A 12,431-nucleotide genomic window follows, 5' to 3' on the forward strand; every position below is an offset into this window, starting at 1 on the left:
GCAGCCGCCGGCCGATGCCGGCGCCGCGCGCGTTGGGGTGCACGTACATGCGCTTCACCTCGCCGTAGCCGGCGGCGTCGTCGACGCGCAGCGCGCCGCACCCCACCGCCGTCCCGTCCCGCCGCGCCACGAAGAAGCGGACGTCGGGCGCCGCCAGCGTGGCCGGGTCGAGCAGGTGGTTCTCCTCCGCCGGGTAGAGGGCGTTGAGGTGGTCGTCCAGGTCGGCGATCAGTCGCACGACCTCGGGCGTGAGCGGGCTTTCCGCGGCGATTACGCAGGAGTCCATGGGAGTGGCCTCCGTCACGCCGGGGGCGCCAACAGGGCGCGCGTGGCGGCCGCCACGTCGTCCTGCCGCATCAGCGATTCGCCCACCAGGAAGCAGCGCGCCCCCGCGGCGGCCATGCGGGCAAGATCGGCGGGGCCGTTCAGGCCGCTCTCCGCCACCAGGGTGCGGCCGGCGGGAACGTGCGGTGCCAGATCCTCCGTCGTCGCCAGGTCGATGGACAGGGTCTTGAGGTTGCGGTTGTTCACCCCGATCAGGTCGGCGTCCAGGGTGAGGGCGCGGTCCAGTTCCGGGCGGTCGTGGACCTCCACCAGCACGTCCATGCCCCAGTGGCGGGCGGCGGCGGCCAGGTCGGCCGCGCGGGCGTCGTCGAGGGCGGCCATGATCAGCAGGATGCAGTCGGCGCCCAGCGCCCGCGCCTCCGCCACCTGGTAGGTGTCGACCATGAAGTCCTTGCGCAGCACCGGCAGAGGTACGGCGGCGCGGGCCGCCACCAGATACTCGTCCCGGCCGTGGAAATAGGGCTCGTCGGTCAGCACGGACAGGCAGGTGGCGCCGCCCAGCGCGTAGGCACGCGCCAGCGCCGGCGGGTCGAAGTCGGCGCGGATGATTCCCTTGGACGGGCTGGCCTTCTTGATCTCGGCGATCAGGCCGTAGCGGCCCTCGGCCACCGCGCGGGTCAGGGCGGCGGCGAAGCCGCGCGGCGGCGGAGCGTTGCGCGCCAGCGCCTCCACGTCGGCCGCGGGGCGGGCGAACTTGCGGGCGGCGACCAGAGCGCGCTTGTCGTCGCAGATGCGGGTGAGGACGTCGCTCATGCGGCGGAAACCGTTTCGTTGGTGATGGCGACCAGGCGGCGCAGCACGTCGCGCGCACCGCCGCCGTCGATGGCGTGGCGGGCGAGGTCGGCGCCGCCGCGCAGGTCGTCAGCCTTGCCGGCGACCACCAGCGCGGCGGCGGCGTTCAGCAGCACAATGTCGCGGTAAGGACCCGTGGCGCCGTCCAGCAGCTCGCGGATGGCGGCGGCGTTGGTCTCCGCATCGCCGCCCTTCAGCGCCTCGGGGGAGGCGCGGAACAGGCCGGCGTCCTGCGGGTCCACCTCGAACACCGTCACCTCGCCGTGGCGGAGCTGGGCCACCCGCGTCGGCCCGGTGGTGGTGATCTCGTCCAGCCCGTCGGAGCCGTGCACCACCCAGGCGCTGTCCGACCCCAGGCGCTTCAGCACGTGGGCCAGCGGCTCCACCCACTCCGCGGCGTAGACGCCGAGGAGCTGGCGTTTGGCGCCGGCCGGGTTGGACAGGGGGCCCAGCAGGTTGAACACGGTGCGCGTGCCCAACTCGACCCGGGTCGGGCCGACGTTGCGCATGGCCAGGTGGTGGCGCGGCGCCATCAGGAAGCCGATGCCGGCCTCCCACAGGGCCTTGCGCACCAGGGCCATGTCGCAGTCCAGGTTGACGCCCAGGGCGGCCAGCACGTCGGCGGCGCCCGACTTGGACGACATGGCGCGGTTGCCGTGCTTGGCGACGGGCACGCCGCAGGCGGCGGCGACCAGGGCGGCGGCGGTGGAGATGTTGTAGGTGCCGGCCCCGTCGCCGCCGGTGCCGCAGGTGTCGATGGTGCCCGGCGGCGCCTCGATCGGGACCGCCCTGGCGCGCATGACGCGCGCCGCCCCGGCGATCTCGTCCACCGTCTCGCCGCGCACCCGCAGCGCCATCAGGAAGCCGCCCATCTGCGAGGGCGTGGCGTTGCCCGACATGATGATGTCGAAGGCCAGCCCCGCCTCCTGCTCGCTCAGCCGCCGGCCGGCGGCGACGCGGGCGAGGATCGCCTTCATGTCGGAGAGGTCGCCGGAAACGGGCTGGCTCATGCGGCGGTCTCCAGCGGGCGCGTGGCGTTCAGGAAGTTTTGCAGGATGGCGTGGCCGTGCTCGCTCTCGATGCTCTCGGGGTGGAACTGCACGCCGTGGATGGGCAGTTCCTTGTGCATCAGCGCCATGATCAGCCCGTCGGCGGTCTCTCCCGTCACCTTCAGGCAGTCCGGCAGGCTGCCGCGCTCAACCACCAGCGAATGGTAGCGGGTGGCGCGGAACGGCGAGGGCAGGCCGGCCAGCACGCCCTTGCCGCCGTGCAGGATGTTGTCGACCTTGCCGTGCATGGGCTGCGGTGCGCGGATCACGTTGCCGCCGAACGCCTGCCCGATGGCCTGGTGGCCCAGGCACACCCCCAGCAGCGGCATGCGCGTCCGCTCCGCCGCGGCGATCAGGGGCAGGCAGATGCCGGCCTTGTCGGGATCGCAGGGGCCCGGCGACAGGACGATGCCGTCGGGCTTCATGGCCATCGCCTCGGCGACCGTGAGGGCGTCGTTCCGGCGCACCACCACCTCGGCCCCCAGCTCGCCCAGGTAATGGACGAGGTTGTAGGTGAAGCTGTCGTAATTATCGATCAGGAGCAGCATGGCAGCGATCCGCCGTTCCGGCCTCGTTCACGGGGGGTTACCCTAACCGGCCGGGGGGCGGATTTCCAGCGCCGCGGCGCGACCGGACAGGCGCTCCGTCTGGTCCTCCACGGCGCCGGTGGCGAGGCGGCGCGCGGCCAGGCGGCGCCAGCCCTCGGCCAGACGGGGCAGAGCCGCCATGGCGGCGAGGGCGTCGCGGTCGAACGGGTCCACGTACAGCAACCGCCGGAGCCGCTCCACGGTCCAGTCCGGCGCGTGCCGGTCGAGCAGCCGCAGGGAATCGCCGGGGCCAACCGTGCCCTCCTCCACGACGCGGCAGTACCAGCCGGTGCGGCCGCTGCGCTGCACCCGCAGGGCCATGTCGGCGACGGCGAAGCGGTGATTCAGCTTCCAGCAGGGCTGGCGGCCCTGGCTGACCTCGATGACCGCGGTGCCGAGCCGGAACATGTCGCCGATGGCGACGTCGGCCTCGGTCAGGCCGAGGGTCGAGAGGTTCTCGCCGAAGGCGCCGGGCCGGTCGAGCACGGCGCGGTCGCCGATCTCGCCCCGCCACGCCGGGTAATGGTCGAAGGGATAGTGGTGCACCGCCTTGTCCGGCCCGCCGTGGTGCCGCCGGTCCCCTTGGGCATCCCCGGCGAATCCCTCGCGGCCGAGCCGGACCGGAACGAGCAGCGGGTGCTTGGCGATGCCGCTCGGCACCGCGGCCGGTCCGAGCGGCGCGACGGTGCCGACCAGCAGGGCCTTCAGGGAGACGGTCACGGGCGCAGGCTCCCCAGCCATTCGGCGAACATGGCGCGGCCGGCGTCGCGCAGCCCTGCGGCGTGGCGGCCGGCCTCGGCGCGCAGCCGCCGGGGGTCGATGCCGGCGTCGGCCAGTTCCCGGGCGTGGCCGATCAGCCACCGCTCGAACCCCGTGGCCGCGTCCGCCTCCGGATGGAACTGCACGGCCATCACGTTGGTGCCGATCCGGAACGCCTGGTTGCGGCAGGCCGGCGTTTCGGCCAGCCGTTCCGCGTGGTCCGGCACCTCGAACATGTCGCCGTGCCAGTGCAGGACCGGGACGTCGCGCAGGTGGCGCAGGGGACTGTTCGCGCCGGCCCCGGTCAGCGTCAGGGGCGCGAAGCCGATCTCCGGCGTGCCGGTCGGGGCGACGGCCGCGCCGAGCGCCGCGGCGATCAACTGGGCGCCAAGGCAAATCCCGAAGGTCGGGCGGTCGGCCTCCAGGCGCGCCCGCAGGAACGCGCGTTCCTGCGCCAGGACGGGATAGGCGTCCGTCTCGTAGACGCCGACCGGTCCGCCCAGGACGATCACCGGGTCCGGCCGCAGTGCATCCAGCGCCGCCGGGTCGTCCACGCCGGCGTCATGGTAACGCACCGCATAGCCGGCAGCGGTGAGCACCGATTCGAAGGTGCCGAGGTCCTCGAAAGGGACGTGGCGCAGGGCGATGGCGGTGCGCGGCATGGGCGGGCTCCCGGATATTGAAGGAGGATGGCGCTTGCGGTACCGGTCATCCGGCCGGTTCCGCGATTTCCGATGGGCCGGATGATGCAGGAGATCGTCTTCGACCCGGACGAAGGCCTCAAGCGCTTTCACATGCGGGTTGACGCTCGGCCGGCGGACGTCGAGCGTCATGGCCGCGTACCGGATCTGCGGGTGCTCGGCAACAGCAATGAACGGAACAAGGAGGATGGGCGGTATCCTGCCGGACAGGATACCGCCGTTTACGAGACCGCGATGACGAGTGGTCCGCATGCCGGCGGTAGCTCAGACGACCGGCGACCTCTCGGCGCCGGCCCCTCGGGATCGAAGCAGCGCCAGACCGGCCGATACCGGTATGGCCATCGCCGTGGCGAAAAGGACCACGGGCCACGCTGTGTCGCCGTCCAGCAGCGTTACCGCCAGTGTTCCGGCGATGCTGACGATCAGGCTTTGAATGCAGAAGTAGAACGCGACCGCCGATCCCGCGATGTCGTCGAACTGTGCAAGAGCGCCATTCGCGGTAACGGACACCGTGACGACAATACCGACTGCGACAACCCACATCGGCAGGACGAAGCTGAGGAACGATGGCGAGCCGAAAAACTCGCCGATCCCCAACAGGACCGCACCGCAAACGAGCAGCGCCATCCCGCGCGCCACGCACCCTGCGATGCCCCATCCGGCGACAAAGGACTTCGCAAAACGGGTTGTCACGATCATGACAAGTGCCACGGTCGCGAAAGCCAAACTGAATCCGATCTCGGAATAGCCGGCTTGACCTATGAGCACGCGGGGTGCTGTCGAGAAGAAGACAAAGAAGGTTCCCATGGCGGCGCTAAAGGCGGCCGTGTAAACCCAGAACGCCGGGCTTGCGAATATCGGCCAAGCGGATCGGCGTGTTTGCGCCAGGTCCAACGGGCGGGTTTCGTGCCACCGAAAGCCGGCATTCAAAAGTGCGGGTAACATCAGTAAGGACAGCGCGACGAATATTGACCGCCACCCGAAAAACTCGCTGATCAACGCGCCGGCGATGGGGCCAGCGGCAGGCACGAAGGCCAACATCGAACTGAAAAGGCCATAGATGACGACGCCTTCGGGCCGACCGGCATAAACGTCCCGAACCGTCGCGAACGTCGCCACCAGCGCGGCTGACCCGCCGACGGCCTGAAGCAGACGGAAAGCGACAAAGGCTGCGGCAGTTGATGACCACGCCGCTCCGAGAGACGCAACGAGGAAAACCGCTCCGCCCGCAAGCAGGACCGGCCGTCGTCCGATGCGATCCGAAATCGGTCCGAAGACGACCTGTCCCACGCCGAGCATCACCATGTAGAGGCTCAACGTGAGTTGGATCACGGACGGCGTCGTATTCAGGATGCCGGGCATGGCCGGAACGACGGGCAGGTAGATATCCATCGCCAGCGAAGCGAGGATGTCGAAGGGAGCCATCAGCAGCAGTGCTGACGGCAGGGTGTAAGCCCACGCGGGGCGTGTGGTGGTCATGACGAATCGACCGCTCGATTGGAGTTACCGGGCGGCGTCTGCTCGTCAGCAATCAGGTGGGATTGGCCTTTACAGAACGCCGCAACAACGATGTTTGTTGTTGCGGCTTACTTGTCTGCCGACTTGCCGGCTCCCATGCCGATGACCTCATGCTGATAAAATTACGAATCGACCGGGATCTCTCGCGGGGGAAGTCCAACGGGTCGCACAGCATACCCGCTTCAACGCTCCGCATCCAGGAACTCGTACACGTGCGGCAGGGTGAACGCGGCGAGGCCCCGAACGGAACGCGACCTCCGGGCCGCAAAAGGGGCTTGACCTTCCCGCCGCTGGAAGGCGCAGTGTGCGCATCGTGGCGCGCCGCCGTCGCGGCGCCCCATCGGACCGTCGGAACCCGCCATGAACATCGGTACCGTCGCCCAGCGCTCCGGCGTGCCGGCGAAGACCATCCGCTATTACGAGAGCGTCGGCCTGATCCCCTCGGCCGGGCGCACCGCCGCGGGCTACCGCGTCTACGGCGAGCGCGACGTGGCGACGCTGCGCTTCATCCAGAGCGCGCGCTCGCTGGGGTTTTCGGTCAAGGAGGTGGGGGCGCTGCTCACCCTGTGGAACGACCGCGGGCGGGCCAGCGCCGACGTGCGGGCCCTGGCCCTGCAGCACATCGCGGACATCGACGCCAAGATCACGGAACTGCGCAGCATGCGCGGCACGCTCCAGCACCTGGTGGACCATTGCGCCGGCGACGGCCGGCCGGATTGCCCGATCCTCGACGGCATTGCCGATCCCGCACGCCTCGGCATCGCCGCGGCGTGCTGCCGTCCGGAGGGGGAGGCAGGCTGATGGCCGGGCGTCGCGGCGGGCGCAAAGCCGGCACCGGGGTGACGGTCGCCCCCATCCTGCTGGCGCTGGTGGCAGTGGCCGCGGTCTTCGGGTTTGCCCTCCTGGTGGCGTCGCTGCGGGACTCCGCCCCGACCGCGCCGAACACCCCGGCCGCGGTGGCGGTCGCCGTGCCTGCCGCGCCGGTGGCTGCCGTCCCGGCTCCGCCTCGTGTTGCGCCGGCGCCGCCTCCGACCGCGCCGGACAACCCTGCTCCGGCCGAGCCCGTGGTCGAGGCGCCGCCGCCGGTGCGCGCGGCACCGGCACCGCCGCCCCTTCCGCCCTCGGTCCTGCCGGAGCCCGTCGTGCTGCGGCCGCCGGCCGTCCTTCCGGTTCCGATACCGGGAGGCGTTCCCGCCTGGCGACGCCATGCGGTACCGGCCCCGGCGATCGACGGCCGGCCGGCCATCGCCATCATCATCGACGACATGGGCGTCGACGTGAAGCGCTCCGACCGCGCCGCGGCATTGCCGGGTCCGTTGACGCTGGCGTGGTTGCCTTATGCCACCGATTTGCCGCGCCGCGCCGCCGCGGCCCGGTCCGCCGGCCACGAGCTGCTGGTGCATCTGCCCATGGAGCCCGGCGGCCCCGCCGACCCCGGTCCCGGAGCCCTGCTGGTGTCGCTCCGGCCGGACGAGATCGTGCAGCGGCTCGATCGGGCCCTGGCGGCGTTCGGCGGCTATGTGGGCGTGAACAACCACATGGGCAGCCGCTTCACCGCCAACCGCGCGGGCATGGCCCCGGTGCTGGCGGAACTGCACCGGCGCGGCCTGCTGTGGCTCGACAGCCGCACCACGCCCGACACGGTCGGGCCCGACATCGCCCGCGGGCTGGGCATGCCGTCCGCCGGGCGCGACGTGTTCCTGGACAACACCCGCACCGTCGAGGCGGTGCAAGCCCAGCTCGCCCGGACGGAGGCGATCGCGCGGTCCACCGGCACCGCCATCGCCATCGGCCATCCCCATGACGCTACCCTGGCCGCCCTGGCCGGGTGGATTCCCGAGATGCGGCGGCGCGGCTTCGTGCTGGTTCCGCTCAGCGCCGTCGTGCGCGCCCGCTGCGCCTGCGAGTAATTCCAAATACCAACCGATCACACCACCGGAAGAGGAGTAGTCCCATGGCAGAGACGTTCAGGGTCGACGGCATGACCTGCGGCGGGTGCGCCCGCTCGGTGACCAACGCCATCGTGAAACTGGTGCCGCAGGCGCGGGTGGAGGTGGACCTGCCGTCGGGAACGGTGGCGGTCGACGGCGCGTCCGATGACGAGGTGCAGCGGGCGGTGGAGAGCGCCGGCTTCGATTTCCGGGGCAAGGCCGCCTGAGCGCGGTTGCCGAACGGCACGAAAAAGGCGTCCGGCGGGGACCGCCGGACGCCTTTCGTTTGCGTGCCGTAAGGCGCCGTTCAGGCTGCCAGCGACTCGCTGCGCAGGTGCCGGTCACGCAGGTTGCGGCGGACCCGCGCGATAAGATCCACCACGTGCTCGCGGCTGATCCCGTCGCGGCGCATCACGGCGACGACGATCGGGTCGTCCAGCATCTCGGCCAGAGTGGGCGTGTGTTGGGTGAGCGTCTGCATCTGGTCCATGCCTTTCCTCCCACGGCATAGGGCGCCGCCGGCGGGTGCGATTCTTGATGTCCCCCTTCCGCACCGGAGCGTCCGGAGCGATACTACCAACGCGCGCAAATCTCTGTCACTAACGCTTTGGCTAACCGGAGCCGGCGCTTCGGTGTGTATGCCTCGACGAACGGCCTAGACGATCTGCGCATCCGGTCGGCCGTCGGATCACTCCGGCCCGTGCTGCGCCGGCCGTGCGCGGGTCACGGCGACGCCGCCCTCGTTCTCGCCGATCTCCACCTCCACGCCGGCGCGGTGCACCCGCGATCGGGACAGGCAGAGGGCCGCCGCCCGCTCCGCCAGATCGCCGGGGCCGGCGACCGGGGTGCGGGCGCAGAGGTCGCGCAGGTCCTGCACGATGTCCTCATAGGACATGACGGCGGTGATGTCGTCGGGAAAGCCGGCGCCGGGGTGCTGCACGGTCAGTTCGATGGTGATGCGGGCGACCCGGCGCCCCTCCCGTCCCCGCTCCGCCACCGGTGCTGCGAAATCGCGCAGGAAAATGGTGTAGGTGGCGCCTCCGACGGGAGCGGCGGCACGGCGGAGGTCACGGTCATCGGCCAAGGAACGGGTCTCCCGGATGACGGCCCCCGGGGGCCGCATCGTCTCGAGGGGCGGCAGTATAGCCGATGACCCCGCGAATGCCACCCGCCGCGGCCGGACGCGGGGGCGCCATGCGATTTGCGGGGAGGTGGGCTGCTGCGCAAGGCTTGAATAATGCATTCGGGATCTGGTATGCCAGGAATGGAAATGTCGGGAACCAACCCCGGATCTTTGCGTATATGACCGTGAGTAGCCGCCGCACCCGGCGGCCCGTGCCGAAAAGGAGGTTTGCCGTGCAGATCGCGCGTCATCGCTGGTATGCTCCGCGCTCCAACTATGTCGAAGGCGCCGTGCGCGTTTCCGAGGCGTCGGCCGGTCACGTCATCTTCGTCGATGGCGACGGCAACAGGCGCTGCCAGCGCGCCTCCGCCTTCCGGGAACGGTACCGGGTGGCCAGCGGGGCGGAGATTGACGCGACCCTGGCGCGGTGGTGCGAATGAGCGCGCGGGTCATACCGGTACCCCGCGCCGGCGCGAAGGAGGGAACGGTGGACACGGCCGGCGAGCAGCGAACGACCGGGAGTACGGCCGACGAGGCGGCGGACGCGGCCCTGATCGCCGAAACCTACCGTCGGCGCGAAGCCGCACAGGTGTTGAAGAACCTGCGGATCTGCGCCGGCTCCCTGCCAATCACCGCGCTGGTGCTGCTGGCGGCGACCGGATCGGGTTATGACATCTTCGGCGGGCTGCTGCTCGCCGTCTGCCTGGCCGCCTACGCCCGGCTGATGCGCCGCTACCACGCGCTGACGGGGCAGTGGCGCTTTCTGTAAGCCCGATCAGCCGCCGTTGCGGGGCTGCACGGTGTCGGCGCCGGGGACGTCGGCCAGCAGCTCCGCCACCGTGCGGCCAAGAACCGGGTGGTGGAGCGTAGCCGCGACGTCGGCCAGCGGACGCAGCACGAAAGCCCGCTCCGCCATGCGCGGGTGGGGCACCGTCAGGTCCGGCGCGTCGATCACCCGGTCGCCGTAGAACAGCACGTCCACGTCCACCTCCCGCGGGCCGAAGCGCACGCCGCCGGCCCGGCGCCCCAGATCCGCCTCGATGCGCTTGCACAGGGCCAGCAGGTCCGGCGGGGCCAGCGCCGTCTCCCCCGCCAGCGCCATGTTGAGGAACGCCGGCTGGTCCGTGACGTACATGGGTGCCGTTTCGTACACCCGCGACCGCGCGGTGACGCGCACGCCGCCGGCCTCCAGCCGGGCGATGGCGCCCCGCAGGTTGGCATCCCGGTCGCCGAGATTGCTGCCGAGGGCGAGGTGTACGGGGATGGCGGCGCTGTCGCTCATGGCGGGGTGCTCCTGCGGCGGGCCGGATGCGGCGGCCCTTCGCATACGGCTGCGACGCCCGCTTCGTCAACCGCTGCGACCCGTTGGCAGTATCCGGGAACCGGCGCCCCGCTCCGGCCGTTTGACGGAACATTCGGCTCTGCACGGAATGGAGGCGCACGTGATCGCGGCAACACGTTTGACGATCCTGGCCGCCGGGGCGGCGCTGCTCGGCCTGACCGCCTGCGCCGATGCCCCCGCTGACCGCGGCCCCGGCCCGGTGGCGGCCGGCTGCGACACCTATGGCTTCGTCGACGCCAACAACGATGGCCTGCTGGATCGGCATGAGCTTGGCATGGGGGATGAGCGCCCCCGGGTCGGGTATTCCGGGCGGCCGGGGGTGCTGCTGCCGGGCGAGGGGATTGCCGGCTTCTATGACTGCGTCGATTACGGTGGCGGTGTCGGCCTGGTGGAGGGCGAAACCCCCGGCGGTTCGTAACGCCCGGATCGTAGCGGGCTCTGGCGCCCGGTGGTAGGTTGGCGGCCGTCCCGCCCGTCCGCCACCGAGGTTCCATGCCGCGCATCCCGACCCCCGCCGCCGTCCTGGCGCTTTGCCTGCTCGCGCCCGTCGTCGCCGCACCGGCCGGTGCGCAGACGCCGCGGCCCCTGTCGGAGATCCGCAAGGACATCGACGCGGTCGACCACGGGCTGCTGGAGCTGCTGAACCGCCGGTCCGGCATCAGTCTGGAGGTCGCAGCCGCGAAGAAGGACGGGCAGGGCCCCGTCTATCGCCCCGGACGCCAGGCGGCACTGCTGCGCCGCCTGGCCGAGCGCAACGACGGTCCGCTGCCCGACGCGGCGGCGTGGCGGATCTGGCAGGAGATCATCGCTTCCTCCATCGGGTTGCAAACCGATTTCCGCGTCGCCCACGCCGGGGCCGGGGTGGAGCCCTACGCGCTGGCCACTGCCTATTTCGGCTCCGGCACAGCGCTGGTGGCCGCCGACTCCGCGGCGGCGCTCGGCGCCCTCATCGCCGCCGGCGGCGCCGATGTCGGGGTGCTGGCGCTGGACGGCAACGGGACGTGGTGGCGCGATCTCGCGGCGCAGGGGGATGCTGCCCCGGCCTTGCAGGTGGTGGCGCGCCTGCCGTTCCTGCCGCCGGCACCGGGGCACGTCGCCGCCACCGGATTCGTACTGGCTCCCTACGAGGCCGATCCGTCCGGCGATGACCGCACCCTGCTGGTGGTCGAAACGACCGGCGCCGCGGCGGACAGAGCGGTGGCGACGGCACTGGAATCCCTGGGCTGGCGCGGCGCGTCGGTGCTGGCGCGGGTGGCGGACGGCGCCACCACCGGCCTCCTGGTCGAGGCGGAGGGTGCGCCGCCGGGCGACGGCGGGGCAGCGGGGCCGGTGGTGCGGGTCTCCGTTATCGGACGCTACGCCGTGCCGCTGCCGCGCTGACGGTGGGGGCGGAGCGGAACCGGTGCCGCGCACCGGGGTTTTCCAGATGAAGCAACGATCACGCCGGAGAGGGCCATGAACAGGGTGATGCGAGCGGCGGCGGTGGCGGGCTTGCCGGTTCTGGTGCTGGCGGCCTGCGCGACGGGCGCCGAGGACGCGGCGCTGGTGCAGCGGGCGCAGACGACGATGGTCGGCATGCCCAAGGCGCACCTCCTGTCCTGCGCCGGCGTGCCGGAGCGCCAGGCGGTGGCCAACGGGACCGAGTACTACACCTACGTGGCACCGCCGGCCTATGGCCGCGGCGGCCCGTCCACCAGCATCGGCGTGGCGGGCGGCAGCAGCGGCGGCGTCGGCGTCGGCGTCGGGCTGGGCTTCCCCCTGTTCGGCGGGGGCGGTGGTGCGCGGGGCGGCTGCCAGGCGAACGTCACCCTGCAGGGCGACGTGGTCCGGGGCGTGACCTATCCGGCCGGCGCCTATCTGCCGGATTGCGCCCCGATCCTGCGCAACTGCGTCGCTCCGGCCCCGGCGGCGCGCTGAACCCCGCCGCGGCCTGCGGCGGGGAGTCCGTCCAGCGGTGTCAGCATCCCGATGACGTAGTGGAGCACCCGCATCAGGTGGTGTTCGGCCGTCGCAAAGCGCAGCGCGAACTCGTCGCGGGACACGCGGACCACCAGCGCCCGACCGTGCACGCTCAGCGGCCGGCCGGGCATCGGCAGGTCCAGCGTGATGTCCACCGTCTGTCCGACGCGCAGTGCCGGCGGGGGATGGCGCACCCGCAGACCCCCCAGGGACAGGTCGGCAACGGGAAAGCGGTGTCCGTGACAGACCAGTCGGGTGCCGCCGGCGTCGAAGCGGCGGTCGCGGCGCCGGTCGGAGGACAGACCGAAGAACCGTCGCAGCATCG

19 protein-coding genes are annotated in these 12,431 nt (G+C 71.6%); 8 read left to right on the plus strand and 11 right to left on the minus strand.

The features are described from left to right. From G472_RS0116825 to floR, 7 genes are all read right to left on the minus strand, one after another. A partial coding sequence (locus G472_RS0116825; protein WP_029008207.1) for a GNAT family N-acetyltransferase occupies positions 1–286 on the minus strand: 286 nt, incomplete at its 3' end. Between the two features lie 14 nt (positions 287–300). After that, positions 301–1,098: an indole-3-glycerol phosphate synthase TrpC gene (gene trpC / locus G472_RS0116830; RefSeq protein WP_029008206.1), complete on the minus strand. Its 798-nt coding sequence runs from the start codon at positions 1,096–1,098 to the stop codon at positions 301–303. After that, positions 1,095–2,147, minus strand: coding sequence for an anthranilate phosphoribosyltransferase (trpD, locus tag G472_RS0116835; RefSeq protein WP_029008205.1), 1,053 nt, complete (start codon positions 2,145–2,147; stop codon positions 1,095–1,097). Before trpD ends, trpC begins: the two co-directional genes overlap by 4 nt. Further along, positions 2,144–2,734 (minus strand): anthranilate synthase component II, encoded by a 591-nt coding sequence (locus tag G472_RS0116840; protein WP_029008204.1) that lies wholly within the window; start codon positions 2,732–2,734, stop codon positions 2,144–2,146. Before G472_RS0116840 ends, trpD begins: the two co-directional genes overlap by 4 nt. Positions 2,735–2,776: 42 nt before the next feature. After that, positions 2,777–3,493 (minus strand): MOSC domain-containing protein, encoded by a 717-nt coding sequence (locus G472_RS0116845; RefSeq protein ID WP_029008203.1) that lies wholly within the window; start codon positions 3,491–3,493, stop codon positions 2,777–2,779. Continuing rightward, positions 3,490–4,194, minus strand: a complete 705-nt coding sequence (locus G472_RS0116850; protein WP_029008202.1) for a glutamine amidotransferase — start codon at positions 4,192–4,194, stop codon at positions 3,490–3,492. The genes G472_RS0116845 and G472_RS0116850 overlap by 4 nt, the downstream gene beginning before the upstream one ends. A gap of 303 nt (positions 4,195–4,497) precedes the next feature. Next, positions 4,498–5,712, minus strand: a complete 1,215-nt coding sequence (gene floR, locus G472_RS0116855) for a chloramphenicol/florfenicol efflux MFS transporter FloR (protein WP_029008201.1) — start codon at positions 5,710–5,712, stop codon at positions 4,498–4,500. A gap of 399 nt (positions 5,713–6,111) precedes the next feature. On the opposite strand from floR, the gene cueR reads away from it, so the two are divergent. Genes cueR through G472_RS0116870 form a run of 3 tightly spaced genes read left to right on the plus strand, consistent with a single transcriptional unit; the run spans position 6,112 to position 7,909 of the window. Continuing rightward, positions 6,112–6,552, plus strand: a complete 441-nt coding sequence (gene cueR / locus G472_RS33725; RefSeq protein ID WP_051340615.1) for a Cu(I)-responsive transcriptional regulator — start codon at positions 6,112–6,114, stop codon at positions 6,550–6,552. Beyond that, entirely contained in the window at positions 6,552–7,661 is a 1,110-nt protein-coding gene (locus tag G472_RS0116865; protein ID WP_029008200.1) for a divergent polysaccharide deacetylase family protein, read from the plus strand. Before cueR ends, G472_RS0116865 begins: the two co-directional genes overlap by 1 nt. 44 nt (positions 7,662–7,705) lie before the next feature. After that, on the plus strand, positions 7,706–7,909 hold the full coding sequence (locus G472_RS0116870) for a heavy-metal-associated domain-containing protein (protein WP_029008199.1): 204 nt from the start codon (positions 7,706–7,708) through the stop codon (positions 7,907–7,909). A gap of 80 nt (positions 7,910–7,989) precedes the next feature. Here the strand turns inward: G472_RS0116870 and G472_RS33730 are convergent, their stop codons facing one another. Next, entirely contained in the window at positions 7,990–8,172 is a 183-nt protein-coding gene (locus G472_RS33730; RefSeq protein WP_035691686.1) for a hypothetical protein, read from the minus strand. 198 nt (positions 8,173–8,370) lie between these two features. Further along, complete coding sequence (locus G472_RS0116880; RefSeq protein ID WP_051340614.1) at positions 8,371–8,766, minus strand: tunnelling fold family protein; 396 nt, start codon at positions 8,764–8,766, stop codon at positions 8,371–8,373. Positions 8,767–9,038: 272 nt separating this feature from the next. Here G472_RS0116880 and G472_RS0116885 point away from each other — a divergent pair, with 272 nt between their 5' ends. Together G472_RS0116885 and G472_RS0116890 are read left to right on the plus strand one after the other, a co-directional pair. Continuing rightward, positions 9,039–9,245: a hypothetical protein gene (locus G472_RS0116885; protein WP_029008197.1), complete on the plus strand. Its 207-nt coding sequence runs from the start codon at positions 9,039–9,041 to the stop codon at positions 9,243–9,245. A 47-nt stretch (positions 9,246–9,292) separates the two neighbouring features. Continuing rightward, positions 9,293–9,574 carry a hypothetical protein gene (locus G472_RS0116890; RefSeq protein WP_029008196.1) on the plus strand — a complete coding sequence of 94 codons (282 nt, stop codon included), beginning with the start codon at positions 9,293–9,295 and terminating at the stop codon, positions 9,572–9,574. 6 nt (positions 9,575–9,580) lie between these two features. Here G472_RS0116890 and folK read toward each other — a convergent pair whose 3' ends face one another. Next, on the minus strand, positions 9,581–10,087 hold the full coding sequence (gene folK / locus G472_RS0116895; RefSeq protein WP_029008195.1) for a 2-amino-4-hydroxy-6-hydroxymethyldihydropteridine diphosphokinase: 507 nt from the start codon (positions 10,085–10,087) through the stop codon (positions 9,581–9,583). Positions 10,088–10,247: 160 nt separating this feature from the next. Here folK and G472_RS0116900 point away from each other — a divergent pair, with 160 nt between their 5' ends. The 3 genes from G472_RS0116900 to G472_RS0116910 all read left to right on the plus strand — a co-directional run bounded on the left by G472_RS0116900 (position 10,248) and on the right by G472_RS0116910 (position 12,064). Beyond that, positions 10,248–10,565, plus strand: a complete 318-nt coding sequence (locus tag G472_RS0116900) for a hypothetical protein (protein WP_156927054.1) — start codon at positions 10,248–10,250, stop codon at positions 10,563–10,565. 74 nt (positions 10,566–10,639) lie between these two features. Continuing rightward, on the plus strand, positions 10,640–11,527 hold the full coding sequence (locus tag G472_RS37295; protein WP_051340613.1) for a chorismate mutase: 888 nt from the start codon (positions 10,640–10,642) through the stop codon (positions 11,525–11,527). A 75-nt stretch (positions 11,528–11,602) separates the two neighbouring features. Beyond that, positions 11,603–12,064, plus strand: a complete 462-nt coding sequence (locus G472_RS0116910) for a hypothetical protein (protein ID WP_035691684.1) — start codon at positions 11,603–11,605, stop codon at positions 12,062–12,064. On the opposite strand, the gene G472_RS0116915 is transcribed toward G472_RS0116910, so the two are convergent. After that, a complete protein-coding gene (locus G472_RS0116915; RefSeq protein WP_029008192.1) occupies positions 12,001–12,429 on the minus strand; it encodes a PilZ domain-containing protein in 429 nt (142 codons plus the stop codon). The two genes, G472_RS0116910 and G472_RS0116915, sit on opposite strands and share 64 nt — an antisense overlap. Positions 12,430–12,431: the final 2 nt, after the last annotated feature.

Source organism: Azospirillum halopraeferens DSM 3675 (assembly GCF_000429625.1).
Taxonomy (GTDB): Bacteria; Pseudomonadota; Alphaproteobacteria; order Azospirillales; family Azospirillaceae; genus Azospirillum; species Azospirillum halopraeferens.